27 protein-coding genes are annotated in these 25,275 nt (G+C 54.5%); 5 read left to right on the top strand and 22 right to left on the bottom strand.

What is annotated here, in order from left to right; genetic code table 11:
- Positions 1 to 18: 18 nt before the first annotated feature.
- The gene (locus AC1EKS_RS01815; protein ID WP_004007613.1) at positions 19 to 390 is read left to right on the top strand and encodes a DUF2651 family protein; all 372 of its coding nucleotides are present in this window, start codon (positions 19 to 21) and stop codon (positions 388 to 390) included.
- On the opposite strand, the gene AC1EKS_RS01810 is transcribed toward AC1EKS_RS01815, so the two are convergent.
- The 8 genes from AC1EKS_RS01810 to AC1EKS_RS01775 form a co-directional block, all read right to left on the bottom strand.
- Positions 360 to 1,964, bottom strand: coding sequence for a terminase large subunit (locus tag AC1EKS_RS01810; protein WP_004007614.1), 1,605 nt, complete (start codon positions 1,962 to 1,964; stop codon positions 360 to 362). The two genes, AC1EKS_RS01815 and AC1EKS_RS01810, sit on opposite strands and share 31 nt — an antisense overlap.
- Positions 1,965 to 1,993: 29 nt before the next feature.
- The gene (locus tag AC1EKS_RS01805; protein WP_004007615.1) at positions 1,994 to 2,281 is read right to left on the bottom strand and encodes an Nmad4 family putative nucleotide modification protein; all 288 of its coding nucleotides are present in this window, start codon (positions 2,279 to 2,281) and stop codon (positions 1,994 to 1,996) included.
- Positions 2,282 to 2,375: 94 nt separating this feature from the next.
- On the bottom strand, positions 2,376 to 3,026 hold the full coding sequence (locus AC1EKS_RS01800) for a hypothetical protein (protein WP_004007616.1): 651 nt from the start codon (positions 3,024 to 3,026) through the stop codon (positions 2,376 to 2,378).
- The gene (locus tag AC1EKS_RS01795) at positions 3,023 to 3,205 is read right to left on the bottom strand and encodes a cell division protein (RefSeq protein WP_227469325.1); all 183 of its coding nucleotides are present in this window, start codon (positions 3,203 to 3,205) and stop codon (positions 3,023 to 3,025) included. Before AC1EKS_RS01795 ends, AC1EKS_RS01800 begins: the two co-directional genes overlap by 4 nt.
- Before the next feature lie 75 nt (positions 3,206 to 3,280).
- Positions 3,281 to 4,687, bottom strand: coding sequence for a DNA cytosine methyltransferase (locus tag AC1EKS_RS01790; RefSeq protein WP_004007618.1), 1,407 nt, complete (start codon positions 4,685 to 4,687; stop codon positions 3,281 to 3,283).
- Positions 4,684 to 5,934 carry a site-specific DNA-methyltransferase gene (locus AC1EKS_RS01785; RefSeq protein ID WP_004007619.1) on the bottom strand — a complete coding sequence of 417 codons (1,251 nt, stop codon included), beginning with the start codon at positions 5,932 to 5,934 and terminating at the stop codon, positions 4,684 to 4,686. The genes AC1EKS_RS01790 and AC1EKS_RS01785 overlap by 4 nt, the downstream gene beginning before the upstream one ends.
- Positions 5,906 to 7,096: a methionine adenosyltransferase gene (gene metK, locus AC1EKS_RS01780; RefSeq protein ID WP_004007620.1), complete on the bottom strand. Its 1,191-nt coding sequence runs from the start codon at positions 7,094 to 7,096 to the stop codon at positions 5,906 to 5,908. Before metK ends, AC1EKS_RS01785 begins: the two co-directional genes overlap by 29 nt.
- A gap of 79 nt (positions 7,097 to 7,175) precedes the next feature.
- On the bottom strand, positions 7,176 to 7,748 hold the full coding sequence (locus tag AC1EKS_RS01775; protein ID WP_004007621.1) for a P27 family phage terminase small subunit: 573 nt from the start codon (positions 7,746 to 7,748) through the stop codon (positions 7,176 to 7,178).
- A 70-nt stretch (positions 7,749 to 7,818) separates the two neighbouring features.
- On the opposite strand from AC1EKS_RS01775, the gene AC1EKS_RS01770 reads away from it, so the two are divergent.
- A complete protein-coding gene (locus tag AC1EKS_RS01770) occupies positions 7,819 to 8,355 on the top strand; it encodes a ClbS/DfsB family four-helix bundle protein (protein ID WP_240923141.1) in 537 nt (178 codons plus the stop codon).
- Positions 8,356 to 8,592: 237 nt separating this feature from the next.
- Positions 8,593 to 9,027: a hypothetical protein gene (locus AC1EKS_RS01765; RefSeq protein ID WP_227469326.1), complete on the top strand. Its 435-nt coding sequence runs from the start codon at positions 8,593 to 8,595 to the stop codon at positions 9,025 to 9,027.
- Here AC1EKS_RS01765 and AC1EKS_RS01760 read toward each other — a convergent pair.
- Positions 9,018 to 11,507: a glycoside hydrolase domain-containing protein gene (locus AC1EKS_RS01760; protein ID WP_004007624.1), complete on the bottom strand. Its 2,490-nt coding sequence runs from the start codon at positions 11,505 to 11,507 to the stop codon at positions 9,018 to 9,020. The genes AC1EKS_RS01765 and AC1EKS_RS01760 overlap by 10 nt on opposite strands.
- Positions 11,508 to 11,859: 352 nt before the next feature.
- Between AC1EKS_RS01760 and AC1EKS_RS01755 the strand changes: the two genes are divergently transcribed.
- On the top strand, positions 11,860 to 12,201 hold the full coding sequence (locus AC1EKS_RS01755) for a hypothetical protein (protein WP_481008967.1): 342 nt from the start codon (positions 11,860 to 11,862) through the stop codon (positions 12,199 to 12,201).
- On the opposite strand, the gene AC1EKS_RS01750 is transcribed toward AC1EKS_RS01755, so the two are convergent.
- The 7 genes from AC1EKS_RS01750 to AC1EKS_RS01720 form a co-directional block, all read right to left on the bottom strand.
- Complete coding sequence (locus AC1EKS_RS01750; RefSeq protein WP_481008968.1) at positions 12,183 to 12,572, bottom strand: HNH endonuclease; 390 nt, start codon at positions 12,570 to 12,572, stop codon at positions 12,183 to 12,185. The genes AC1EKS_RS01755 and AC1EKS_RS01750 overlap by 19 nt on opposite strands.
- 160 nt (positions 12,573 to 12,732) lie before the next feature.
- On the bottom strand, positions 12,733 to 13,197 hold the full coding sequence (locus AC1EKS_RS01745) for a hypothetical protein (protein WP_481008969.1): 465 nt from the start codon (positions 13,195 to 13,197) through the stop codon (positions 12,733 to 12,735).
- A 9-nt stretch (positions 13,198 to 13,206) separates the two neighbouring features.
- Positions 13,207 to 14,565: an SNF2-related protein gene (locus AC1EKS_RS01740; RefSeq protein ID WP_481008970.1), complete on the bottom strand. Its 1,359-nt coding sequence runs from the start codon at positions 14,563 to 14,565 to the stop codon at positions 13,207 to 13,209.
- Positions 14,546 to 14,824, bottom strand: a complete 279-nt coding sequence (locus tag AC1EKS_RS01735; protein ID WP_481008971.1) for a VRR-NUC domain-containing protein — start codon at positions 14,822 to 14,824, stop codon at positions 14,546 to 14,548. The genes AC1EKS_RS01740 and AC1EKS_RS01735 overlap by 20 nt, the downstream gene beginning before the upstream one ends.
- A gap of 126 nt (positions 14,825 to 14,950) precedes the next feature.
- Complete coding sequence (locus AC1EKS_RS01730; RefSeq protein WP_481008987.1) at positions 14,951 to 17,206, bottom strand: phage/plasmid primase, P4 family; 2,256 nt, start codon at positions 17,204 to 17,206, stop codon at positions 14,951 to 14,953.
- Entirely contained in the window at positions 17,206 to 17,646 is a 441-nt protein-coding gene (locus AC1EKS_RS01725) for a DUF7768 domain-containing protein (protein WP_481008972.1), read from the bottom strand. Before AC1EKS_RS01725 ends, AC1EKS_RS01730 begins: the two co-directional genes overlap by 1 nt.
- Positions 17,646 to 18,425 (bottom strand): phage antirepressor, encoded by a 780-nt coding sequence (locus AC1EKS_RS01720; protein WP_481008973.1) that lies wholly within the window; start codon positions 18,423 to 18,425, stop codon positions 17,646 to 17,648. Before AC1EKS_RS01720 ends, AC1EKS_RS01725 begins: the two co-directional genes overlap by 1 nt.
- Before the next feature lie 255 nt (positions 18,426 to 18,680).
- On the opposite strand from AC1EKS_RS01720, the gene AC1EKS_RS01715 reads away from it, so the two are divergent.
- Positions 18,681 to 19,658 carry an Abi family protein gene (locus AC1EKS_RS01715; protein WP_481008974.1) on the top strand — a complete coding sequence of 326 codons (978 nt, stop codon included), beginning with the start codon at positions 18,681 to 18,683 and terminating at the stop codon, positions 19,656 to 19,658.
- On the opposite strand, the gene AC1EKS_RS01710 is transcribed toward AC1EKS_RS01715, so the two are convergent.
- The 6 genes from AC1EKS_RS01710 to AC1EKS_RS01685 all read right to left on the bottom strand — a co-directional run bounded on the left by AC1EKS_RS01710 (position 19,655) and on the right by AC1EKS_RS01685 (position 24,811).
- On the bottom strand, positions 19,655 to 21,625 hold the full coding sequence (locus AC1EKS_RS01710; protein ID WP_481008975.1) for a DNA polymerase: 1,971 nt from the start codon (positions 21,623 to 21,625) through the stop codon (positions 19,655 to 19,657). The two genes, AC1EKS_RS01715 and AC1EKS_RS01710, sit on opposite strands and share 4 nt — an antisense overlap.
- Before the next feature lie 76 nt (positions 21,626 to 21,701).
- A complete protein-coding gene (locus tag AC1EKS_RS01705; RefSeq protein ID WP_071128407.1) occupies positions 21,702 to 22,256 on the bottom strand; it encodes a DUF2815 family protein in 555 nt (184 codons plus the stop codon).
- Between the two features lie 6 nt (positions 22,257 to 22,262).
- Entirely contained in the window at positions 22,263 to 23,420 is a 1,158-nt protein-coding gene (locus AC1EKS_RS01700) for a DUF2800 domain-containing protein (RefSeq protein ID WP_481008976.1), read from the bottom strand.
- Entirely contained in the window at positions 23,413 to 23,823 is a 411-nt protein-coding gene (locus tag AC1EKS_RS01695; RefSeq protein WP_071128405.1) for a hypothetical protein, read from the bottom strand. Before AC1EKS_RS01695 ends, AC1EKS_RS01700 begins: the two co-directional genes overlap by 8 nt.
- Positions 23,820 to 24,065: a hypothetical protein gene (locus AC1EKS_RS01690; RefSeq protein ID WP_071128404.1), complete on the bottom strand. Its 246-nt coding sequence runs from the start codon at positions 24,063 to 24,065 to the stop codon at positions 23,820 to 23,822. The genes AC1EKS_RS01695 and AC1EKS_RS01690 overlap by 4 nt, the downstream gene beginning before the upstream one ends.
- Before the next feature lie 5 nt (positions 24,066 to 24,070).
- Positions 24,071 to 24,811 carry a sigma factor-like helix-turn-helix DNA-binding protein gene (locus tag AC1EKS_RS01685; protein ID WP_071128403.1) on the bottom strand — a complete coding sequence of 247 codons (741 nt, stop codon included), beginning with the start codon at positions 24,809 to 24,811 and terminating at the stop codon, positions 24,071 to 24,073.
- Positions 24,812 to 25,275: the final 464 nt, after the last annotated feature.

The raw sequence follows: 25,275 nt of genomic DNA, 5'->3' as shown, positions 1-25,275 counted from the left end.
CACATGTAGAATTGGAATATGAAAGCGCCCTCAAAACAGTCGTGGGCACTGATGAGTGTCCTGCTAGCGGCATTTTGGTTGTTGCCGCTCATTTCCATGTGGATCAGCAGGCTGAGCGATCCCAACGCCAAGTGGTTCATCGCGTTGCTCTTCCTCGCGTTTCCACTACTCACCATCGTTTTGAGCGTTATCGATGGGGCACGCCACGGGTTCGGCTGGTGGTGGCTACTGGCCCCGTTCGCAGGGTTCTTGACCACACTGTTCGTGTACTACAACGATTCAGCCCTCATCTACGGCGTCGCCTACTCGATCTTGGGACTGATCGGCGCAGGCATCGGCGCGTTCATCCATGAGCGTGCTCACAGCACGAGTAGGCCGCGTTCGTCATAAACACTGCCGCTGACGTGCCCGGTGCCGTTTCGGATGGCGCGGTCGAGGGCCATGATTGTTGCGACGACGCCGTCGATCTTCTCGGTGCTCTTTTGTTTGTCGGGTTTGATGTTTCCTGCTGGGTCGGTGCGGACGTGAATGTTGTCTACCATCCACGAAAGCACTGGATGCCCGCCATGTGCCAGTTTTCCCTCTAAAGCGAGTTTCATGAGTTCTTTGGATGGTGGGCTCATGTCTTTGAAGCCTTGCCCAAACGGAACAACCGTGAAACCTGCTTCGTCAAGGTTTTGGCTCATTTGGACTGCGCCCCACCGGTCGAATGCGATCTCGCGGATATCGAAGCGTTCACCGAGTTGCTCGATGAAGGCTTCAATTGCGCCGTAGTGGACGACGTTGCCCTCAGTGGTTTGTAGGAAGCCTTGCTGTTGCCACAGGTCGTAGGGCACGTGATCACGGGCAACCCTTAGTTTGAGGTTGTCTTCGGGTATCCAAAACCATGGCGCGACCGTATATTTGTCATCGTCCCCGTAGGGTGGGAATACGAGAACGAAAGCAGTGATGTCCGTCGTGGAAGCCAAGTCGAGGCCGCCGTAACACACGCGTCCTTCCAAATCTGACAGGTCGACGGGTGCTGAGTTTTGGTTCCAGATGTGCATGGGCATCCACCGCACGCTTTGTTTGACCCATTGGTTGAGGCGAAGTTGGCGGAATGTGTTTTCTTCGGCTGGGTTTTGTTTCGCGCTCGTGCAGGCTTGGCGGACTTTCTCGATCGGGACAGTGATCCCTAAGCTCGGGTTAGCCTTATGCCACACGTCCTCGTCGGTCCAATCATCATCTTGCGCCGCCCCATAGATCACCGGGTAGAACGTGGGGTCGTGCTTTTTGCCATCTAGGATGTCTTGGGCTTTTTGGTGTTGCTCATAACAAATGCTATGCGTGTCGGTACCCGCTGTCGTGATGAGGAAGTACAGGGGTTGGGTGCGCGCGTCGCCTGATCCTTTCGTCATGACGTCGAACAAGGCACGGTTGGGTTGGGTGTGGAGTTCGTCGAAGACAACGCCGGAGATGTTGAACCCGTGCTTCGAATACGCCTCCGCGCTCAGCACCTGGTAGAAGGAGTTGGTGGGCTTGTAGATGATCCGCTTCTGCGAGGCAAGAATCTTGACGCGTTTGGACAGCGCTGGACTCATGCGAATCATGTCCGCTGCGACCTCAAACACAATGGATGCTTGCTGGCGATCAGCCGCGCACCCATACACTTCAGCGCGTTCTTCACCATCCCCGCAGGTGAGTAGTAGCGCAATTGCGGCGGCGAGCTCACTTTTGCCCATCTTTTTGGGTATCTCGACGTAGGCGGTGGTGAATTGGCGGTAGCCGTCTTCTTTGACAGTGCCGAACAGGTCGCGGATGATTTGCTCTTGCCAGTCGATGAGCTGGAAGGGCTTGCCTGACCAGCGGCCTTTGGTGTGCTTTAAGGCTTGGATGAACGCGACCGCGAAGTCGGCTTTACGCTTGTCGTAGCGTGAGCCTGTGGCCATGAATCGGGTCGGCGTGTAGGTGTCGAGAGTGCGCATCACGCCCTTCAGGCTCCTTCCTGTGCTGGTTAGTTGGTGTGGGCAAGCGCCCAGGCGATGGCGTGGCCGGCGTCTTCGAACAGTTCCTCAGCCTCAGCAACCAGGGCGAGTTCGCATTCAATGAAACTGCGGGCGTCCGATCCCCAGCCAGGGATGGGCTGCTCGGCGAGTTTGTAGACGCGGGCGTCGTTTCCGATCCGGCCTTTGCCCAGGTGCCGGTATGCCGAGGCGAGGACGAAGTCTCCGTAGGCGATAACCGTGCCGTAGCTGTCGGTCGCGATCTGCAGCTGCTCCATCGTGACCTTGCTGGTATTCATGACCTCGCTCCTTTATTTCTTGTTCGATCATGTACATACAGCCATAGGTGTGCGCGGTTATCCAGTCGCTTTTCGCCGGTTCTCCGCAAGGAACTCAGTGGTCGGATTTGGGCAGGGTTTTCCATGCTGCGTTGCCTTCCAGATTCGCTAGCAGGACTCGGCGCACGTGCTTGTAGTTGTCGCCGATCATGCCCAGGCGCAGCAACCAGCAGCGCATCGCATACTTGTCATTTCCACCTGTCTTGGCAGGCTTCGCGGAGACTCTCGTGGCGGTTTTCGCGTGCTCGATCATGAGCTGAATCAGCACGCTGACCGCTTCAATCACCTCCGCATCTGGGAGCTGGTCAAACCAGGCAAACTCAACGGTCCCTTCCGCCTCATCGATCGCCATGGGCGTAGCAGGAATAACCAGTGCCTTAGCGATGAGTGCTCCCTTGGAGGCGAGCAGGGCGTCGAGCTTCGCGCCTGTGGCCTCGTCCCACCTGGTCGTGGGGAATGTGAGCGTGAGTCCGTAAACCTCACCCGCAGGCGCAAACCCGGCCGCGCTCGCGGCGTCGGTTATCGCGTCGCCGTCTGCGTTGTCTGGGAGGTGGAGCACCCAGTCCCGATCCAACCGCGCCTCACCAATCAGATAGTCAAAGGTGGGCATGCCAGCATACCTGGCTTTCACGCCAAGATGTTCCGCGATGACTTCGGCGAGTTTCTTACGCCCAGCCTTGTTCGGGGTAAACTCGATCGTGGTCATCGGGTCACCTGTTCAAACCAAGAATCAACCAGTCGCAGATAGCCATGCGGGTCGTGTTCGATCGCACCGGCAACCAGGGAGAAGTTCCACTTTCGTGCAATGTCGAGGGCTTCTTCAATGTCCCAGATGTTGATGCCTGCCTCCAGCATCTCGCTGATCTCGATATGTAGATCACTCATGACCATCCTCCATCTCATGTTTCCCCCTTGTCGGGGTTTGTTTGGTCATGTACATACAGCCATAGGTGCGAGTGCTTATCCAGTCCCTGCGCGAGCAAAATTCTTCAGTCTTTCAAGGACGTGGCGAGCAACGGGCAAAGCGATCGCGTTACCCCACAACTTGTACTGGGCACTATCACTGGTTGGATTCTCCAACCAAGTAGTGACTTGGCGTGCGGTTCGTGGTTTCACGCCGCGCGCCAAGTTCCAGGTAGCCCAAATGCCCGTCCAATACTCGATGTCCTCGCTTGTCGGATCCTCGATAGCAAGACCGTCACACCAATCGTCAGGAAACCCCTGCAACCGGGCACACTCGACCGGCGTCAACCGCCTGGGGCACAGCGACGAGCTGGCGACCATGGGCGGATCGGTGTAATCCGTGGCCAGCAGCGCACCTGCCTGATCCTTGGTGACGCGGGTGAAATAGTCGGCCTTGGATGCGGCATAGACGGGCTCCAAGATGACCATGCCGCCCTGATTGCAGGTCGGCTCCCCGCCTTTCAAGTCGAGGGTTTTCGACACTTCCGCTTCGTAGCCGTAGTGGCCGCCACCGCTGCGGGACTGGTGGATCGAATTCAGGCCAAACACCCTGCGTTCTTCTGGGGCGTCGAGGAGGATGGGGACGTTGGTGGGTGAGTTGCCCATCCGGGCAGTCAGCGTCTGCACCACCCCCGAGGAGTTAACGGTCAACCTCGAGTCCTGCGGATGATGATCCAACAACATCACCGAGCTGCTACGGCCTCCAAGGCTTGCTTCAGGGGTGTGGGCATGGTCTTGTTCTTGCGTGCCGCACGATTCAGGATTCCTTGGCAAGCTCGCGGGCTCAAAAAGAATCTCGGGTGCGGATCGGCCTGCAAAATCTGCGACAAGGTAGATGCGGCGGCGTCGTTGGGCGAGGCCGAAATGTTGCGCATCGAGTACACGCCATGCCAGTGAGAATCCCTCACCCATGACACATCCCGCGTACGGCCATCCACCCTCAGGGACAGGCATATCAGGCGTGCTCGGGTCGACGATGCGCGTGAGCGTGGTAAGGACGGTGGCGAAATCGGATCCTTTGTGTGAGGAGAACGCGCCAGGGACATTCTCCCAGATCGCGTAGCGTGGAAACATTCCATGGGTTGCTTTCCTCATCTGGTCAATAATTCGTACAGCATGAAAGAACAGACCCGAGCGTTCACCCGCCAGGCCTGCTTGTTTACCTGCAACGGATAGGTCTTGGCAGGGAGAACCAAACGTGATCACATCCACCGCATCAACATCAGCCCCGTTGACCGTGGTCACATCACCCACATGAGTGAGCTGCGGCAGACGGCGGGTCGTAACGAGAATCGGGAATGGCTCGATTTCACTCGCCCACACAGGACGAATACCCGCCTGAATACCTGCGAGAGGGAAACCACCCGAGCCATCAAACAAGGAACCCAACGTCAACTCACTCACGGTTCACCCCCCTCAACATCGCGCACCAAATCCAAATACGCGTATTCCTTGCCGCCTCGCAGGCAAGTAATCCCGGCAGCGTCCCCTGTATGTTCGGCATAACGGCGCAAAATAACGCTCGCGTATTTCTCATCAAGCTCCATGCAATAGCAGATGCGGTCGGTTGCCTCAGCTGCCATGAGTGTGGAGCCTGAGCCTGCGAAGGTGTCGAGCACGATCGCGTTGGCCTGCGTGGAGTTCCCGATCGGATACGCCAACAAATCCAGCGGCTTGCTGGTCGGGTGGTCAGCATTACGGCGGGGCTTGGCGAAGTTCCAGATCGTGGTTTGTTTCCGGTCGGCGTACCACTTGTGCTTACCCGTCTTCACCCACCCGAATAGCACCGGCTCGTGCTGCCACTGATACGGGGAACGTCCCAATACGAGGGAATCTTTAACCCAAATACAACAGCCCGACAGGTAAAAGCCTGCCTCAACGAAGGCGCGGCGGAAGTTCAAGCCTTCAGTGTCAGCGTGGAACACATACGCGGACGCGCCCTTCTCACACACGCCCACCATGTTCGAAAACGCTGATAGCAGGAAATCGTAGAACTTATCGCCATCCATCTTGTCGTTCTTGATGGACAATCCGGATCCTGATTCGAAGGCGACGTTATATGGCGGATCAGTCAACACAAGATTCGCACGTTTACCATCCATCAACAACTCGACGTCCTCGACGCTGGTGGCGTCGCCGCACACGAGTCGGTGACGGCCAAGCGTCCAGATATCCCCACGCTCCACGAACGCGGATGCTTCGAGTGCGGCGGTAAGGTCGAAGTCGTCGTCCTCAACCTCGTTCTCATCCAAGGAGCCGATCAACTGCTGGATTTCGGCGTCGTCGAAACCGGTGAGTTCAGCATCGAAATCCGAAGCATCGAGGTCGGCGATGAGGAGGGCAAGTCTGTCGTTGTCCCATTCGCCGCTGATCTTGTTGAGCGCGATGTTGAGTGCTTTCTCGCGGGTCTCATCGAGCTCAACAACGATCACGTCCACGTCCGTGTGGCCGAGATCTTCGAGCACCTTCAAACGCTGGTGTCCACCGACGATGTTGCCAGTGGTGGAGTTCCAGATGACGGGTTCGACGTAGCCGAACTCGGTCAAGGATCGCTTGAGCTTCTCGTATTCGGCATCGCCAGGCTGGAGGTCTTTACGCGGATTGTAGTCAGCGGGCTTGAGTTCACTGATGGGCATTGGTTTCATGAGCATGTGTGGTCACCGCCTTCTTTAATGCGTCGACGTGAGCGAACGAGTTCTCCCAGTGCAAACCGGCATGGCCGAAGTGTCCGTAGGTCGAGTAGCGGGTGTAGCCGGGTGCTCGCAACCCCAAAGCGTCAATGATCGCTCCTGGGCGTAGCGGAAACACCTCACGCGCAGCCTCGGTCAGGATCTTGTCGGAGTATTCACCACTGCCGAGCGTGTCGATGGTGAAGGCGACCGGATCAGCCTTCCCAATCGCATAGGAAATCGCGACCTGGCATTCCTGCGCAAGACCGGAGTCGACGATAGTCTTGGCTATCAGACGCGCCATATACGCACCCGAGCGGTCAACCTTGGACGCGTCCTTACCCGAGAACGCCCCACCACCATGTGGGGCGAGACCGCCGTAAGTGTCGACCATCAGCTTGCGACCAGTGAGCCCCGTGTCTGCCTTTGAACCACCCACCGTAAACAAGCCCGAGGGATTCACCAGAATCTCGGTGTCAGCGCTAATTGGCAGATACGGCTTACACGCGGGTGCGACGATCAGTGTTTTGACCTCAGCCGCAAGCTCGTCCAGAGTCTTCGTAGCGTCGTGTTGGATCGACACCACCACGGTTTCGACTGCTACGGGTTGTCCGGCGGCGTCGTAGCGAACCGTCACCTGCGCCTTACCATCGGACTTGATACCGCTGATCGTGCCGTCCTTGCGGGCGTCATCAAGACGCCCACAGATCTCATGCGAGAGTACGAGCGGCAATGGCAAACGCTGCGGGGTTTCGTTGGTGGCGTATCCGTAGACGGTGCCTTGATCGCCAGCGCCCTGCAACGCAAACTCACTCGTGTCTCCGAAGCGAGCCTCCAAGGACTTGGAAACTCCTGCGTTGATGTCTGGGGATTGGCGGCGTGTCCAGACGAAAACGAGGAACTTCCACGGCACATAACCCGCCTTCACCAGCGCGTAACGCACCGACTCACGAATACGCGGACGAACCTTCGAAGTGATCTCGCCAGTCACAATGATCCTGCGGCCAGATGCCATCACTTCTACTGCAACGCGGGCAGCAGGATCCTCGTAGAGGATATCGTCAAGGATCGTGTCAGCGATCAAATCACAGAGCTTATCGGGATGGCCGATACACACGGCCTCAGCAGTCTTCGTAACAGACATACACACTCACTTTCCAAAGAATCGGGACATAGAAAAGTGCCCACCCATCTCGGGCAGGCACACGAGAATCAAAGGGGTGTTAGGAGCGGGCTTGCAGCAGGCGCTCCATCACGTCATCACCCGGCGCCGAACCTGAGTAGTCGCTGGTGCAGGTGGCGCGCACTATCTCGTAAATCTCGTACCAGTACACGTTCGCTTGCTTCCCGAAAGACTGGGACATAGCAACGAAAGGGGATGCGATCGCAGCCCCTGTGGTTGGGTGTTTGCCGAGCAAGCCGAACTTGGAGATCGCCTGTTCACACTGCACATAACGCGCGAACGCCTGCGCATAGGATTCGATCAAGCGCGGTGCGACGAACTGGGAACAGCCACGTTGATCGAGCCATTGCCATGTTTCTCGGTAGACGAGGTCAGCGCCGAGGGGTTTACCATCACGCTGAATCTCCGACAGATACTCGGCAGGCTCCGGCATCACCTCACCAGCAAGCACCGCACCATCCCCGATATCTGAGCCTTCAAAGTCAAACGGCTCACCCAGCGGATCATCAAGCCGCGTGGCTGGGCGGCCAGCTGCGAGCTTCGCATTCAGCGGATCGGGTTTCGCACCTGCCCGCACACGGCGGCCACCCCGGTTCGTTCCGTCTTTCGCCATAGGTTTTCATCTGCTTTCCTGCTGTGAGACAATTAGTGGCGTGCCGAGACCGAAGACGAAAACTGAACTATTGGATGCCGCCGAGGCGCAGTATGCGAAACTGGACAGCCTCATTGAGGGCATGAGTTCCGACGATCAGCATACGAATTTTGATCCCAGCATCACTCAAATCGGTAAAGAAGCCCACTGGGCGCGGGACAAAAACCTGCGCGACGTCCTTGCCCACCTGCACGAGTGGCAGCGCATGTTGCTTGGCTTCGTCGACGCCAACCGCCAGGGTCAGCCTCGACCGTTTCTTCCGTTTCCTCACACGTGGCGAACCACGCCAACGCTCAACCAAGAGATTTGGACTCAATATCAGGGCACTGAGCTTGAGGCTATCCGCGAGAACCTCGCTGACAGCCACACCGCAGTAGTGGCTCTCATCGGCGAGTTCACCAACGAGGAGTTATTCACCAAGGCGCATTTCCCGTGGACGGGCACAACCTCGCTCGGCTCCTACTGCGTGTCAGCCACATCAAGCCACTACGAATGGGCAATCAAAAAGCTCCGTGCATTCACCAGAAAGCCGCCAGAACAACCCCATAACCAAGCCGCCCCCCAGTAGCTTCTTACCACGCTGTACACCACAGACAGATACTCGGGAGCCTCTGGTATAGGCGCTCCCGTGCGCCTTTTCGTGACTGTCGGGTTCAACGCACCAGGCCTCGTGCCTGCATTCACGCAACATCCGCCCGATCAGCGCTATCCTTAGCAATGCAGGGAAACCCTTCTTGTAGAATGAGAACTTATTGGGGCATACAACTCCTGATGCCGTTGCCGTATCAAAATGTGTAGCGAAAAGTTGAAGGGACTGGTCATCAAAAAAATATCTGTGTTTCTTGTATCCGCTCTGGCATATTTTGTCGGCGCGTGGCTTTTCGCCGCCATCTTTCTACGGTGCAAGGATCAGGATCAGAGATTTTTTGTGGTCTTCTTATTGATGCCACTCATGTATGTGTGTTTCACGATTCTTCTTCTGCTTTTTAATAAGCATTTCATCGGTATTCAATCTGCCCGCGCGTTGCAACTTTCAGCAGGAGCCTTTATCGGACTCTCAGCTTTTCTCTTTTCACTCGATGGTGTCGGCTCGTTAGTTCATAGTGATTCTTTTTCTCAACTGCTGAGCCAGTTTTCCGTTCCCGCCATCGGCGCTCTTGTTGCTGGTGGTGTAGCGCTTGGGTTTAGCGTTTTTACCCAAGCGCCACACCAAGGAAAAGACCAAATCAATTATCGGTAGATGAATTCAGCTAGCTTTCGGCAAGCTGTCAAACGAATCTCTTCCTTGACGTATCCAGCCAGGAACCATCCTAAAACGGCGCTATCCAAGTCGGCATATTCACTTATTTTCTGATATGCCTCAGTGGAATTATTCGCCCCCAAGCTCCAGCCAATCTGCTTGAATCTGTTGGCAAGTTTGCTGGAATTGTTGTAGTACTCTCGCAATGTTGCTGACAGAAGATGAGCGTTGGAGTCGTTGCCGTTTTCTAGCGTGTTAGCGATAACGATGGCATCTCCGTCACAGCAGAGATCGTCACGGTTACAGTTGTTTCCTACCGATTCCCATTTTCCCTTGTCGTTTTTCTTGTCAAGTACTAGCCCCTTCAAGCCAGGATGCTGACGGTAATCGTTACCTTGACCGATTAGAGCTGTGGCCACCTGATCCAGGTTCGCACTGGGATTCCACTCAAGTGTTTTCTGAATATTCTCCATGGCAGTAGCTAGGTCTCCGGCCCAGCCAGTCCACGCATCAGGGATAACATTCCAGTTGGTGTATCCAAGTGTTGTTGCCGCCAGATGCGCCAGATCAACCGATTCTCCGGTCTTGTCGGTCATGGATTGCCGCCACGTGTTATCAATATAGCGATTCAAGGCAGCGATGATCTTCTTGCCTACAGCGTCCTTCTCGAGTACGCTCGCGTCAGCACTCCTGAAACTTTCGGCAGACACGGACCAATTCACCGCAGATCCACTACCACCGTCACGCAGGTAGGCTTTTGCTAAATAGTTGAGGATGCAACGCCAAGTCGGAACGGCAATCCGCGTTCCCGCACCATGAGAACCCGCAACGTAGTCTTTTCCAACCTTGCCACTGGCACGAAGTTCTTCGAAGCGTTTCTCTAAATGCCAGATCAGATCAATCGGAGCCAGCTTGGTGTAATCAATGCTGGTGTCGGGCGCAGCGCCACCGGCACTCGAAGGAGCAACATGATCAACTGCCGCTGCTTGTCCTGAATAGGCGACCCTGTCTAGGTCAAAACCAGCACCCTTGTAGTCACTGATTTCAGTGAACTGGTCATAGTTCCAATCGTCAGGAATAGGGAAGCCAAGGTTGCCAGAAAATCCTGTAGACATGTCCGAGACGAACGCGCTTCCAGCGTAGCCGGCTTTAATGATGCGGCTACAAATGTTACGCGAGGCGTAGATGCCTACTTTGTATCCGCCTCCCAGGCTTCCACGCACACCCTGGAAATACGGAAGAATGTGACTTGTGACCTCGGGGTCGGTCGCGTCGAAATCAACTGCGAAATAGATATACGTTCCCGGAATGCCAAGTCTTTGGGCTGCTTGCCTTGCGAGCGTCGCGTGCCGAGCGCCGTTTTCCCGCGTGAAATGTCGAAGCTTGGTTGAGTACTCCTGGAAAATCGGGAAGAACTTCATTCCTCCGTTGGTGATGCGTTCAAGTTCTCCGGGGCGAATTGCTTTGAAATAGTCAGACGGATCTTTTGAATCCTGATTCGGCTCAGTCAGGTAACGCCCCACAATCTCATAGCCGTTCGCCTTAAGTAGGTTGAGTCGCTCAGCCGTAATCTCGAAGCGTGTATCGCATGCTTTGCAGGCGCGATTCGGATCACCTTTCGAGGTCAACAGGCTCATCCATGTAGTCGAGTCGACCACCCCGCTTCGTGGGAGCTGATACTTTGCTTGGAATTGCGGAACGAACGTTGACAGTGCGGTTTGTGCAGAAGGATAGATATCGGGAGAAATCCGGTTACACACTAGAGCAACCTGAGCTAGCCAAGCCCACTTCGGTAAACTTGCCGCATTGCTGGGTGTAACTATTGTTAGACGCGCTTTGGTGCCATTGCCGAAATTACCTGTGGCTTCCGCAGGGCTAAATCCTTCAATGGCTTGCAAGACCTGAATCAGAGCAGTGTTCATTTCCCGACCGTAGAGTCCATCGGTTGGGATGATTCCGGTATAAGCGCGATACTGTTGGTTGATTTGTTGCTGTGCTTGCCGAATCGCTGAAATGCCCCCATAAGAGCGAAGCAGGACGAATTGCTGCATTGACAACAGCGCTTTCATGACGTCGAGCGTCACAGTGGAATCTCCACCAATGCCCATGTCGCTCTTAAGCTGTTTGATGGCCTTTCCAGTTCCGCTATAGAAATGCGTAGTGATATCGCTGGCACCAGCAGAATATCCCTTACACCACAAAGCACCTTGGATAATGCCGTACACATTAGAAGTCTCCTGCGCACCGTCATCCTGCTGGTGGATGCCGTTAGGCCACCGAGACTGGAAGCGACTGATAGTTCCCGGTCCGAAATTGTTCGCCGTTGTCGTAATACCCAGCTCGATTTGCAGGGCCCGAATCAAAGCGTTGACCGTGCCCCAGCCGGTATATCCGTCCTCTACGACTGAACCGAATCCAGCCTTGCTCCTATAGGTGCGATTGAGCCATTGCTGTGTTTTTAGCACCATTTGATCTGTCATGATTCCTCCTTTTTAGAAACCAGTTTGTTAACTCAAGACAGGCGAACACCTGCCAGAGAGGGATCCAGAACACCGGATGAGAAGCTCCGAGTTTTTTGCCCTCACCTGTACGTCCCTGGGAAACCCAAATCCGGACGGACAAAGCGCAAGAAAACCGAGCAACACTCAGCGGGATTTCACCCCTCACTGGTACTGCCGACGAAGCCCGAAGTGTTAATACCTTGTTTGATTCGGGGACTTTGCGCACGGTTGGCCCCGCCCGCTGACCTTCGCCGAAGCTGTAGAGATTCGAGGCCCCCAACCCCTAACCAGACATCCCAAACGTTTCGCAGCAACTTGATAAAATCGAACCATGGATTATGAAAATTTTGAAATGCCGATTCCCGTGGATTTCCACCTAGAGAATGCGGAGCAAATACATGCGGAATTTCCCGATACTTTTTGGATCCCAGATCGCTACACTCGAGAAAATTTACAAGTAGGTGACTTCGTCAAGCTAATCTTCTCGCTGGATACCCCAGAGGGAGATGAACCTGGTGCAGAGCGTATGTGGGTACGCATTACAGATGTGCAAGGTGAAAGCTATGTTGGAGAGCTCGACAATACTCCTGGCTTCTTAGAAGGGGCTGAAGCCGGGAACTTCATCGAATTTGGACCAGAGCATGTCATCGATATCTATGACGAAGACTCATAGAGATAAACCCGTAAGCCTTGCCTCCATCTGTCACCGTCTAACGCGCTCTGCCTGGAGTGGCAGGGTTTGCACAGGCTGCGCAGGTTAGAAAAGTCGTGGCTGCCACCATGCTCTAAGGGCAGGACGTGGTGGACTTCCTGAACTGGGGTGGTCACTCCTTTTTCCAGGCAGTCTTCACATAGAGGATGCTGGGAAATGTATGCGGCACGGATGCGTCGCCAGCGTGCACCGTAACGCTTGTTGATTCTCGGGTCACGTTGAAACTTACGGTAGTTCTTGTCTGCCTTTTTGGCGTGGATCTGGCAGAACCTTTCGCGAGTTAGTTCGGGACAGCCAGGCGCAGAGCAGGGACGTTTTGGTTTGCTTGGCACCAGCCTCACCCTCCTTTGCTAGGCAAGACGAAACCCTCCGGGCAGTGATAACTGCTTGCCGGAGGGCTCGTTCCTATATTTTCAACCACCTACAGTATTTCAGGGTTAAGTAACGATTTCCATAGCAGGGTTCGGATACTTGCTAACGCATGGGTGCAAGTTAGCGTCTGCCATATAGCGCTACTGCCAGGCGATCTAATGCTCGGTTCTTTCGCCGGTAGACACTGTCTCGTTCAATATAGAAGTGGTCACCGATCATTTGGACTCGTTCGTCTTGATTGCCTTGGCCGAGGAAGAAGTTTTCCAACACGAACTGGTCATCGGTCTTGAGTGCTTGCCAGGCGGGCAGGAACCAGTCCAGGTACTCTTGGGCTTGTTGGCTACGGGCTGCGAGCAGATCAATCTTGTCGAGGGTGGCAGCTATGCGGCGTTCACCAGCGTGGGGGTCGCGTGAGCGGGGCATGCCAGTGATTTTGGGGCTAGTGGGGCTGGCGAGGTCTTCGCGTAGCTGGTTTGCCTCAGCTTGCGTGTCTTGGCTGGCTGCTTGTTCCATCAGTGGGTAGTCCTCTAGGGCGCTGATTGCTGCCTTGCGGGTATCTAAGTATTTCGTCATCACATGCATCATGATTTCTCCTTATCTAGAGTGGTTTGCCAGTTGTGTTTTGATTGCCTCGATCAAGGCAGTCTGGGTGAGGTTCTTGGCGTCTAGGGCTGTAAGTACTGCCTCATCGAGGGTTTTTTCAGCGACCAGGTGAGTGATCGTTACCGGCTGGGTTTGGCCTTGCCGGTAAAGCCGGGCGTTAGTTTGCTGATACAGCTCCAGACTCCAGGTCAGGGAGAACCAGATGAGTAGGTGCCCGCCTGCTTGTAGATTCAGGCCATGGCCGGCAGAGGCCGGGTGAATCAAACCGAGAGCGATCTCTCCGTTGTTCCAAGCCGCTATATCCTCAGCGGTCTTTAGGGGCCGGGCTTGCGGGAAGCGCTCGATGATGCGTTCCAGGTCGTGTTTGTACCAGTAGGCAACGAGGAGGTTCTGCCCGTTCGCCGCCTCAACCAAATCTTCGAGTGCATCCAGCTTCGCGCCATGAACAGCAATGACATCTCCGTTTTCGTCGTAGATAGCGCCGCTTGCCAGTTGTAGGAGTTTTCCAGATAGGACTGCCGCGTTAGCCGCATCCACTACTTGCCCGTTCAACTCGATCACTAAATCCTGCTCTAGACGCTCATATACTGCCCGCTCTTGATCGGCGAGTTTTACCTTCGTGGTTGTTAGCGTCAGCTCAGGCAAAGTGAGGTGGTCAGTGGTGCGCATCGACAATGTCATATCCGAGATGGCCTCATAGATCTCATCTTCAGCACCTGCTCGCGGTTTATAGGTAAACACCTGCATGCCGCCGCGTTTATCAGGTACGAACCAGCGATCCCTAAACCGGGAGATATAGCGCCCTAAACGGCTACCGCCATCTAGGAGTCGGAACTGTGCCCATAGATCCATCAAGCCATTAGAGGCTGGGGTTCCGGTTAACCCAACCCAACGGCTTACATAGGGTCGCATCTTCACCAGCGTGGCGAAGCGCTTTGCACGGTGGTTTTTGAAGCTGGAGAGTTCGTCAATGACGACCATGTCGAAAGGCCAGGCCGCGCCGTAGTGGGCAACCAGCCAGGGCACGTTTTCCCGGTTAATCACCGTCACCATTGCTAACTTAGCTAACGCGTGAAGGCGGTCTTGTTTTGATCCGACGGCTACCGCCAACGTCAGCCCCGTAAGGTGATCCCACTTGGCCGCTTCTTGAGGCCAGGTATCGCGTGCCACGCGTAGCGGCGCGATTACTAGCACTCGCTGTACGAGGAAGTAGTCGAGGACAAGCTGCCAGATCGCGGTCAGCGCAATAACGCTTTTTCCTAAACCCATACCTAAGAACACTGCGGCTTCGTCATGGTTGATGATGAAACCCGTTGCCTGGGTTTGGTAGTTATGCGGCTTGTAGCGCATTTGCCACCTCCGCAATCCCATCCACGCTGTCTACCACGAAGACTTGGAAGCCTTGACCTTGCAGCTGCTTGATACGGCGATTCTGGATTGGTCTAGGTTTGGCTCCTGGTGCTTTTACTTCAGCGAAAACAACTCGTCCGCTCTTCAGACAGATCCGATCTGGCACGCCAGTGACGCCGGGGCACACGAGTTTCCAGCAGATTCCGCCGATGGCTGCAACTGATTTCTTCAGTTCGTTTTCTAGGTGTTTTTCTTTCATGTCACGTCTTTCATAAGATCTGTGACACTCGTGTCGGTCTGTCCCTAAACCCTATATAGGACTGTATTTTTTATTTTCCTATAGAAAGGGCTAGTAACGACTGACACGACTGTCACTATTGGCCGGTTACAGGTCGAATTCGCTGATCAAGGCGAGCCCGTCTACGAATCGTGCCCGAGCTGTTCGCCTGCGCCTATATCCGCCTTTATCGACGGCAGCATAAAAGTCGCTAGTGGAGCGCACATACTCGCCTCTGCCTATTGCCCAAGACCGGTACGCGTCGTAGAGATCCTTGGACTGCTCTGATAGGCCTTGACCTACCTGGCAGCAGTCCTCAAGGAAGTGAGCGAACCAGTCGTTAGCAGCCCGGTACGCCTCCGATGCGGCAACGACTTGTTTAGGTGGGGTCAGGTGGTAGTTCTCGGAGTGGATTAAGCGAGCACCTTCCATAATCCATGCCAGCACCGCTCCGCCAGCTTTGGCGTATAGATGGTCGGCATAATTTTTGATGTCCACACTCGGGGTGATGGTTTGCTCGAATGGAATCACAATTAATCTGCGCCAGATGCCGGTATCCATAGCTCCTACTCGCGGTAGATGGTTCGTGTACAAAACCAAGGTGTGGGAAGGGGTGAAGGAGAAGGGGTCTTTGTATTTCTTCTCTGCGGCGATCTTGTCAGTCGAGGCTAATTGTTTGGTTGATGAGGTTGATAGGCGCACGCCTTCATCGTTTTCGCCGGCTATCAACAAGCGTCTGGCCCTGGTTTCTGCCATCTCGTGTTTGGCATTGTTCTTCTTACCCGCGATCAGCACCTCTGACGAGATCGTCTCCGCGTAAGAGCCCAACACGCGGGCGATGGTATTCCAGAAAGTGGATTTACCGTTATTACCGTCCCCGTAGGCAATGATCAACGCTTCGATAAGGACTTTACCGATTGCCGCCAGCCCACACACCCGCTGCACATACCCAATCAACTCAGCGTCCCCGCCGAAAGTGACGGCGAGGCTGTCTAGCCATATCTGCATCCCCTCATCGGATGGGTCAAGGGCAGTTTGTTTAGTCAACATGTCACCGGGGCTGTGTTCGTGCCGGGAAGTATCGCGCAGATCAAAGGTGGCGCTTGGGGTGTTGAGCAGATAAGGGTCGGCATCGAGCACCTGCGGGTTAATCAACGCTAACGGGCGTGCTTGGCGCATGACCGCCAAGATTGTGCGATCTGAGCGGCACTTGTATATGAACTTTAACCATTCTTGCGCTGCCATCATTTCCTGGTAGACCTGGGATTGCTCCCGGGTGAATGCAGAGAGGGCTTTGGCCTTGCTCATCGCTACCAGCATTGCTGTTACTCCCAGCCGGCTTGCTTGCTGGGTGGCTGTATCCAGTTCTTTTTGGGCTTGTTCTATTTGCCGGGAGGTGAGTTCTTGGACAACATGCTGGGCTTTAGGCTCGTTTTCCTCCCATACACCCTTGTCGTAGGCCATCCACGCGGTAGCAGGCGAATAACAAATCCGGTCAGCATACTCACCAGCAAGAATCGTCGCCTGACCAACATCGGTAAAATCATCAGGGCGCAGACTGGTCAGCTGCTTATATACCTCCGGTGGCACATAACCCGGTTCGGCGGCAACCTTGGCAGCGAACTTACACGCGCTATCCCAAATCAGGCCCAACTCTGCATCTGGTAGTGGCGGGTCACAAAGGGTGGCTTTACGATCAAATAACTCCCGCGCCTGGGCGGTGTTGCCGTAGCGGATCAACACCCGACCAGCGAACCTAGACAATGTCGCATTTCGAGAGCCCTCGCCGATAGTGATCGTTGCGGCATCGAAAGCAGCAAACATGTCCTGCTCATCAGCTGCCGCGATCCATTCATCCAGTAGCTGTTCACCCTTGAAAACATGCACTTCGGGGGTGGGGTTTCCGTAGATGAACCTGCCCGCGTCGAGTGCGTTATGGTCAAAGAAATCAAAACGAGCAGCCAGGCGTTTCTTCAGCCCTGCATACTCGCTAGCGTCGTTAATCTTGTTTATTGGGTAGTAGACATGGAAACGCGGCCTAGCAGACTCGCTGCCCTTGATTCTCATATGGTTGCGGGAGGTGGCGGTCATAAACTCGACCCCTGCCATCACCTCAGATAACGATTCGGGCGTGACCCATTCGTCGGGGTTTTCGGTGTGGTCGTTGTCGATATCCATCACCACGCAATCCGAAACCAGGAAGTTCGCGCTCGAGCGATGATTATTCTTGTAGGTGGCTGCGACATGATCAAAACGTACCGTCATTTCTAAGTCGGGTCTGCTGGTGATCTCGTGGCGGTTAGGGTAGTGGCTGTTGGTTTGCCTGCCTGCCATGTCAGTGGCGTAAAGCGTGAAGGGATGCATCAAAAGGTAACCTCCTGGAAATCAGCGTTGAAATAGTGGATGGGTAGTTCAAGTTCGCGGGCCCACTCGATCTCGGCGCGCATCCCGCGGCTAACGTGGCCGGTGTAAACCCACATGGCCGCGCAATTGCTTAAAAGTACGCGGTTAAACTCCATGGCTAGTTCGCGCTGATCAGGGTCGGTATCATCCATGAACTGCGGGAAGAACAAGTGTGGGGCTAGCGGGATATATCCAGCAGCTACCGCGAAGGCGCAAAACTCCCGCGCTAAAGCCTGGTTCTGGTGGACATTGCCGCAATAGGGGGAGCAGATATATGTAAGCGGGCGAGCCTCATATTCAGCTCCTTGGATCTTCTTTAAAGCCTTGTAGCTGGTCGGGTCAGCATAACCGTGGGCATTTGTGCGCGAGAGCCCAACGACTTGATCTGTTGTAGCGCTCATCAGGCTTCCACCAGCCCCTCGCGTTCAATGACCGGCAAAATCCCGCAGCGGTTTTTAAGCAGGTCATAGATGAAAAGCCGTCCAGCTTGAGTCCATTTGGTATGCATCCACACGTGACCGTCCTTACTGGTTCCGGTCTCAGACTTCGTATAACCGTTAGCGGCATGTTCTTGATAGAGCAGCCACTGGTCGCCCTGCTTGTACTGGATACCAAGATCATGCAAGAGCTTATTGAGGCGGCGTGCGCTCATCCCGTAGTCTTTAGCAATCTTAGAAATCGCCACCGCACCTGGTGCTCGCAGAACTTTCTCGTAGTACGACAACTTCGGGCTGGCCTCAAGGAGAAGCTGCGCTTGGGCTAGATTTTGAGCTTCTAGCTCCTCGCCACGTTTCTTCTCGGCGATAAGAGCCTGCAGTGCGGCCAGCAAGGCTTCAGGATTTTCGGCCACATCTGAAATCGCATACAAGCCGTGCTTGCGGATAGCAGGGAGCACTTCGTGGGTGATCCAGCGCTTGAATGCCCGGGCTTGGGGTTTTCGGCATGCCAGCACCAGCGAGTACAAGCCCGGCTCGTTAACGCACCAGGTTGACCCGCCGGCTAACCCTAAGTTGAACTTAGCCTTCTCATCCTTATCAAGCCTGCCTACCGTTACAGTGGGGTTGGCAAGCTCTAGGGCTGCACATACATCGGCGGCAACAAACCACGATTGGCCACAGTGCTCGATGATGCGAATCTGGCCGAACCGGTCACTGGCGAAAATTTGTAGTTGGTTACCCATGGGGCTTCCTTCCTGAGAGCCCCAGGTAGAGGAAAAGTGGTGCGCCGGCGGCGCAGTAGAGTAAGGGCTCCTACACGACTGCCGACGAACCCAAAAGTGTTAAATTCTGTCAGCTTCGCTGGTAACCCAAAGGAACGGTCTTTCAGCGGCTAGGCGCCCGCAGGGTTCGTGTGGTACGCTGATATCAATCGTTCAGCCCGCTGTGACTTTTGGTCGCAGACGGGCTGGATTTCTTTTTGCTAAAGGAGGCTGCAGGTGAGCGCTCTGAAACCGGCAACGAGCATTGATCAGCAGATTGAGATTTTGCGTGAGCGCGGGATGAGTGTTGATGAGCCGCTTGCCCGCCAGTGGCTGGCGAGCGTGTCGTATTATCGGCTCTCTGGCTACTGGTATGCCTACCGTGTGCTACCCGCAGATGCTGATCCGAAGAACCCTCACCGTCTCGATAAATTCCAGCAGCAAACATCGTTTAGTGACATTGCGAGATTGTATGAGTTTGATCGCAAACTTCGAACCCTCATTCACGATGGTATGGAGCGCATCGAAGTGGCGTTACGTGCCAGAATCAGTGACCGGTTAGCTTCCATAGGGGCGCTGTCTTACCTTGATCCTGCAGTTTTCCGCCCGGAATTTGAACACAGCGCATGGTGTAATACGGCGCTTGCTCGAGTCGAAAGAGCAAAGAAACGTGATACCGCGATAAAACACTATGCCAGCAAGTATGGTGAATATCCGATTTGGGTTTTAGTCGAAGCACTCGATTTTTCGGATATTTCGCAGCTCTTTGACGGGATGGTGCTTGACGATCAACGCGCCATCTCTGAATCGCTAGGGCTGGTCGTGGATCCAGATAGGCTCACCGCTAAGCAGAAAGGCAGCTACTATAGGCAAGATCCTTTGGCTCGCTGGTGTGAACAGCTTACGGTGCTACGTAATATATGTGCCCACCATGGCAGGTTATGGAACAGGTATCTCACTCCTGCATCAACGAACGCGTTGCGTACAATCACCGATCTTTTCTCTCTTCCTAAAGGCCAAAGCGACCGTCTTTTCGGTGCAATCCTGGTCATGTCTTTCCTGTTGCTCCAGATTTCTCCGGGAACCAGTTGGCCGAACAAAATCCGTCATCTCATCGAGGCCGAATACCTTCCCCTTGAATCTCGATCAACAGTAGAAATGGGCATGCCTGGGGGCTGGCAGCAGTTGTCTTTATGGAATAACCCGGACGTTTAATCTTTGCGGTAGTAGTCGCATTCATATCCATCAGCCGTGAGCGGTAAACCGCCAGCCCAGGCCGGCAGCTTAGACATGAGTTGACAGGCATCTTCGACGGTGAAGCCGGAATCTAGGGGCTCGTCGATGACGATTTCGTCGTGAACATGCATCACGATCTGGTGGCCTGCTTCAGCAATGTTTTTTATGCCGTTGACGAGTAGGTCGCGGGCTATAGCTTGAACGATATTCTCTGCGAGTTTGCCGCCGTAGGTTTCTAGGCGTCCCCACTTGCGTCCGGTGTTGATTCCCCAGTAGGTGATGGAGGTGCCACCGAACCGGTTTTGGCCTAAACCTGGTTTCACATACGCCAACCTTCGACCGGACGGCAAGGTGATGAACAAGATGCCGGATTCGAGCGTGAAGGTGAGGTTGCGCAGCCGAACAGGCTGTCTAGTGGTGATGGCTGTAAGTGCTGCTTCTTCTACTTCTTGCCATAACCAGACGGTATGGGGGTTAGCTGCTCGCCAAGCGTCCACGATGGGTTTGAGCTCGTCTTCGGCCAGTCCCATGCGCAATGCGCCCATCGCTTTGAGCGCGCCGACCGAGCCGCCGTATCCGCAAGCCAGTACCGCTATTTTTCCTTTTTGTCGTAGCTCGCCGTTTGCGCCGTGTTTTTCAACTGGAACTTTGAACATGCGACTAGCAGTCTCGCAATATAGATCCTTGCCGTCACGGAAGGCCTCGAGGGTAGTTTTTTCACCTGCGAGCCAGGCAATCACGCGAGCCTCAATAGCGCTGTAGTCAGCGACAATAAAACGGTTCCCCGAGGCGGGTATGAAGGCGGTGCGAATCAACTGAGAAAGCGTGTCTGGTACCGAATCGTAGAGCAGCTCTACGGCTTCAAGATTTCCGTCTTTGACTAGGGTGCGTGCCTGGTCGAGATCGGGCAGATAATTGCGAGGTAGATTCTGCACTTGAACTAACCTGCCTGCAAAACGTCCGGTACGTCCTGCTCCATAAAACTGCAGTAGCCCACGCGCCCTGTCATCGGTGCCTGCCACGTTTTGCATGGCCTGATACTTCTTGACGGAAGATTTTGCGAGATCCCCGCGCAGCTGAAGTATTTCTTTAACTACCCCAGTAGCGTCCTCGAGGGCGGTTGCCACTTCAGCTTTCGTAAGCGAATCGAGAGGGCAACCGTTTTGGGTCAGCCAGTCTTTAAGCTGTATCGGGCTATTCGGATTCTCCAAACCAGTCAGCTCTTGGGCACGAGCCAAAGTGGCATTGCGGTGTTTTTCATCGAGGGTAACGGCGGCATCCACGAGGGTCGTATCGAGCTTGATCCCAGCATCGTTAATGCGCTGATCCAGGGCATAGGCTTTCCACTCCTCATCCGGTACGGGAAACTTTGCCAGGCGGGTGTGGATGGCTTGTTCTACTTCCACGTCGCGGCGGTTATATTCCTTGAATGCCTTCCAGCCTTCCGGATCTAAGGACGGTAGATTACGCCGCGCGCCCTTGTTAATCAGGTTTGGGGTCGCTGGCGTGCAGAACTGCTTGATTAGTTTCTTACCGGCCGCGTCTTTCTTCACCGGCAAGTCAAGGACGCGAGCTACTTGGTCTAGGCTCATTGGCATCCCAAGATATGCAGCCCATACCATGGAGCAGCGCCACTGAGCAGGATCCAGGAAACTGCCTTCAGGTAATAGTTCTGGGTGGTAGCGGTGTAACCAAGATGAGAGGCAGATGCGTTCGAAGGACGCGTTGAACGCCCACTTAACCACACCAGGATCCACCAGAGCGGCAACTATCTCATCGGGTAGTTTTTCTCCGCTCGCCAGGTCAACCACCTGCACTGGGCCATCATCTACGGCATAACCAAACAACAGAATCTCAAAGTCTGGGTGAGCAGCATAGGGGTAGACCCCAGTCTTGGAGAGATTAAGGGGGCTGTAAGTTTCCAGATCAATACTTAGATATTTCAAGGTTTTATCCTTCAAAATCAGGTGTGGTGGGCAGCAACCATACAGCTACTGCCCACCACTAATATGTACTTACCAGCTAGTTAAGGAAGTCCTCGTTAGCAGTGGAAAACGCAGCGAAGTCTTCCTCAGCGCTGACATGTCCGCCACCGAGCGGTTCACCATCCCTAATCTTTTGGACATTCCCCAGTCCGCAGGCGATTCCCTTATTGCCATTGGTGTTGAAGGCATAGAAAGTAATACTCGCGCGGGCGTAACACCCGGAGTAGACCTGGGAGCGATCCAAGATTGGGGAGAGCGACTCGTCTACCACTTGAGGTGGGGTAGTGGAGTTAGCGTTAACAAACATCGAGTTCGCGTAAGCTTCGTCATCGCGCTCTGTATCCCCGTCACGCAACGGTAACTTCAGCGCAGCCTTATTAGGACGTTTACCCCCGAACTTGGCTATGCCTGCTTCAATGGCTGCATCGATAGCGGCCTCAATCTTCGCCAACGTCACTTTGTCAGACTTCGGGATAATCAGGCTTACCGAATATTTCGGTTTGGATCCTTGGATGGATTTCGCCTCGAAAAGATTCGCGTACGAAAGACGTACTTCGCCGGTGATGACTCGAGTTGGATTCTTTACTGACATGGTTATTTACCTACTTTCTGTATTTTTCTTGGTTTCAATTTTTTGAAATTCTTCAGCCGCGCTGAGTGCTAGCGCGGGTCGTTTATCGGTTTCAGGCACCAGTGCAGGTTTACCGGGCGGCTTGATAACCAAATCTCCAAGGAGTTCGCCAAAGCGCCGCTTACCCAACTGTTTCTCCAACGCCGTAATCGTCTTGAGCTTGCGCTCAAAAATGTCGTTAATCCCGGCAGCCTGGGCTGTCTCCACGACTTTTATCTCGTCGACGTATTTGCGGATACTTCTGCCTTCGACGAGTTTGAAACCGGCCCAGGTCTTGCCTTGATTGACCGCAAGGGACAGTGCGTAGGACTCTACATCGGATGCCCATTTCTTTAGCTCAGGTAGTTTCGCGAGTACCTGGGCAATCTCCGCATCAGAGAGTTGGGGTGGGGGAGCGAACTCGAGTTTGGCTAACTCCAGATTCTTTTCGGCTCTCGTGCGGCAGGTAGGGGCTATTTTGCAGAACCGACACCAGCTACCTGCAACAAAAGAGCCTTCGCCTTTCGCAGCCAGCTTCGCTGTAGGGCGCACAACCTCTTCAGCCCAGGTTTGAAGATCAGCTACGCTGACATGCCAGGTCGCTACGTTGGATCGTCTGGGCTGGAAGATCGTCACCGCAACCTCTTCAATCTCGTAAAGAGCATCGAAAGCATGAAGCGCACCGATGGCATACAGCGAGAGCTGCGGATTCTTCTCAGCCTCAACCAGTACGCCTTGCCCGTACTTGAAATCAATAATCTGCAACAAAGGCTCGGCAATAAGCACGCAGTCCCCGGTACCAAACCCGCCAGGCACCAGATGAGAGAAATCCAAACGCTGCTCGACGAGCGCAACCGGATCCTTGCACGTCTTGCGCGCCTCACGCAGGCGCTCTTGCACGAAAGCAAGATAATCGTCGGTGAGAGTCTCCATTTCACTGTCAATCCAGGTGGACTCTGGTTTCATGGTTGGTGAAAGGTTTAGGGCGCGGCGTAGCTTCCACTCCGCCAGCGCGTGAGCGATGGTGCCTTGTTCGGCAGCAGCCGAAGTAGAATCCGGCAAGCCCACCTCCACTAGGGCTGATGGCGGACAATTCAGCCACCGGTGCGCACCAGAAGCCGATAAGAGGGCATATTGCTCAGGCATCAGCAAGTCCCTTCGCCCGCGTAAGCAACCACCCATAATTAGCTGGATCTACTTCCGAGAGACGATCAGCCCCCGCATCCACAATCAGCTGACGCACCTGCTTGGTCAGTCCTTGACCGGAAAGATCAGAAAGAACCGCGCGTACATCCTCAAGTGAAAGCGCCAAATCTGGAGTTTCAACCTGAGCCGAATCCTCTGCTTGCGCCTGGTTATGTTCAGCTGCTGCAGCCTCAAGGGATGGCTGAGCGAGCTGGGCAGCAGCAATAGGCCGCGTACCTGGCATGCCGGCATGATCCTCGATGCCTTGCCAGGCAGCCGATTCCACATCAGCCGCTAGGCTAGTAACCAGCTCGGCAACACGATTAAGAGCAGCAATAACGTTGTTTGCTTGCGTGATGTTCACTTCGCTTCACCGCCTTTAACCACACCGACAGCTTCAGCTAACGCCATCAAAGAGTCATCGGGTTTTTCACGAATATTAATCTCGTCAACACTGTCGCCAGGGACGATGATCATCATCCTGCGCGGAGCACCAAACAAAATCCGTGCTATTCGTTCGCGTATTTTTACGATTTTGGTGCCAACGATTCCCGGATCGGCCGGGATTCGATTAGCGATGGAAAGTCTTAAGCCATGAGATGTCATGATTGCTAATCACCTTGCCTTTCAGTTATGGGAGCCGCCTGATTGGTATCTCCCTCTAACTCACTGCCGACCGGGTGCAAAGTGTTAAATCCGCTCTCCGCTAGCGCCTTGCGAAGCATCGCGAGAGCCTCTTTATAAAGCTGGGAAACCCGGGCTCGAGTAAGACCAAGCGCACGAGCCACGTCAGCTTGAGAGACTGGCTTGCAAACATAGGAGTCAGAGGTTTCTGTGCCGGGCTTTTGGCCGTAATCATCTGGATGCATCAGGTCAATGACCTGGCGATGCTTACCAGTTAAGTGCTCACGCGCCACCCTCAGGGCATCAAGTAAAACTTGGGAATAAGCATCGGCGTGCTCTAGAAACATTTGGTTCTCAGCAGAGCATGAGGCAGCTTTTCCATCACGGTTTTCTTCCATCGCAGTATCGAAAGACTCCGGAAACGATTCCGGTGCTCTGCAGCCCTGACGTTTCTTGCAGCCATGACCACAGGTACACCTCTTGCGACCTTTGCCTCGATCGCCACGCTTCGCACCGTGGGCAACCGATTCCTCTGCCCGCCACAACTCATCGCAAATCTCCTGCGCACTGCGGGGCGCAACCTCGTTGAGGGGCAACCCCTTTTCTTGGGCTCGTCGGCGACGGTCAGTATCAATCATCACCGCGAAATCACCAGCATCAACATCAAAATTCGCAACCTGACACTCGTTCTTAAACGTATTTACTTCAAACTTGAGTACGACCTTCACGGTCTCGTCTCCATTTCTTCGGCATGACGCCGAGGTATGGAGACCTGTCGGTGGGTGGGAATCTGTGGCGGTTAAGCGAAAACAAAACGAGCCACCCGACCAGCCCAGCTAAGGGGCGGTCAGGTGACCCGTCGAGCGCTTACCGAACAGGTCCCACTAGCGAAAAGTAGGTGTGCTTACAACCAGGAATGCACAAGTCCTGGAGGGTGTCCCACGTGCGAGGTGGGTTCCCATGAGGTGATTCGGCTGCGTTGGCCACCGCAGTACGTCCGAACTCATCCGTCTTCCTTGACATCCACTTTTTTCGGATATCAAGAGCAAGAAGAGTGCGTTGAGGCGGTGCGCGAACCCTTGGTGAACTACTCATGTAACTGAGGATGCTTGCTTTTGAGAGGTATATCCTGACTTGGCAAGTCAGACTAAATTGCCTGTTCAGACGGTTTGTGTGGAGTGTTAGGGCATGA

This window comes from Varibaculum sp. C0165D1 (assembly GCF_056590355.1).
Note: the sequence above shows the minus strand (reverse complement) of the source record. Positions and strands in the feature narration are given on the sequence as shown.

What these genes read in the sequence shown, in the direction of transcription:
- AC1EKS_RS01815 (WP_004007613.1), top strand. Translation starts at nt 19, where the DNA reads ATGAAAGCGCCCTCAAAACAGTCGTGGGCACTGATGAGTGTCCTGCTA.
- AC1EKS_RS01810 (WP_004007614.1), bottom strand. Translation starts at nt 1,964, where the DNA reads ATGCGCACTCTCGACACCTACACGCCGACCCGATTCATGGCCACAGGC.
- AC1EKS_RS01805 (WP_004007615.1), bottom strand. Translation starts at nt 2,281, where the DNA reads ATGAATACCAGCAAGGTCACGATGGAGCAGCTGCAGATCGCGACCGAC.
- AC1EKS_RS01800 (WP_004007616.1), bottom strand. Translation starts at nt 3,026, where the DNA reads ATGACCACGATCGAGTTTACCCCGAACAAGGCTGGGCGTAAGAAACTC.
- AC1EKS_RS01795 (WP_227469325.1), bottom strand. Translation starts at nt 3,205, where the DNA reads ATGAGTGATCTACATATCGAGATCAGCGAGATGCTGGAGGCAGGCATC.
- AC1EKS_RS01785 (WP_004007619.1), bottom strand. Translation starts at nt 5,934, where the DNA reads ATGCTCATGAAACCAATGCCCATCAGTGAACTCAAGCCCGCTGACTAC.
- metK (WP_004007620.1), bottom strand. Translation starts at nt 7,096, where the DNA reads ATGTCTGTTACGAAGACTGCTGAGGCCGTGTGTATCGGCCATCCCGAT.
- AC1EKS_RS01775 (WP_004007621.1), bottom strand. Translation starts at nt 7,748, where the DNA reads ATGGCGAAAGACGGAACGAACCGGGGTGGCCGCCGTGTGCGGGCAGGT.
- AC1EKS_RS01760 (WP_004007624.1), bottom strand. Translation starts at nt 11,507, where the DNA reads ATGACAGATCAAATGGTGCTAAAAACACAGCAATGGCTCAATCGCACC.
- AC1EKS_RS01755 (WP_481008967.1), top strand. Translation starts at nt 11,860, where the DNA reads ATGGATTATGAAAATTTTGAAATGCCGATTCCCGTGGATTTCCACCTA.
- AC1EKS_RS01745 (WP_481008969.1), bottom strand. Translation starts at nt 13,197, where the DNA reads ATGATGCATGTGATGACGAAATACTTAGATACCCGCAAGGCAGCAATC.
- AC1EKS_RS01740 (WP_481008970.1), bottom strand. Translation starts at nt 14,565, where the DNA reads ATGCGCTACAAGCCGCATAACTACCAAACCCAGGCAACGGGTTTCATC.
- AC1EKS_RS01735 (WP_481008971.1), bottom strand. Translation starts at nt 14,824, where the DNA reads ATGAAAGAAAAACACCTAGAAAACGAACTGAAGAAATCAGTTGCAGCC.
- AC1EKS_RS01730 (WP_481008987.1), bottom strand. Translation starts at nt 17,206, where the DNA reads ATGCATCCCTTCACGCTTTACGCCACTGACATGGCAGGCAGGCAAACC.
- AC1EKS_RS01725 (WP_481008972.1), bottom strand. Translation starts at nt 17,646, where the DNA reads ATGAGCGCTACAACAGATCAAGTCGTTGGGCTCTCGCGCACAAATGCC.
- AC1EKS_RS01720 (WP_481008973.1), bottom strand. Translation starts at nt 18,425, where the DNA reads ATGGGTAACCAACTACAAATTTTCGCCAGTGACCGGTTCGGCCAGATT.
- AC1EKS_RS01705 (WP_071128407.1), bottom strand. Translation starts at nt 22,256, where the DNA reads ATGTCAGTAAAGAATCCAACTCGAGTCATCACCGGCGAAGTACGTCTT.
- AC1EKS_RS01700 (WP_481008976.1), bottom strand. Translation starts at nt 23,420, where the DNA reads ATGCCTGAGCAATATGCCCTCTTATCGGCTTCTGGTGCGCACCGGTGG.
- AC1EKS_RS01690 (WP_071128404.1), bottom strand. Translation starts at nt 24,065, where the DNA reads ATGACATCTCATGGCTTAAGACTTTCCATCGCTAATCGAATCCCGGCC.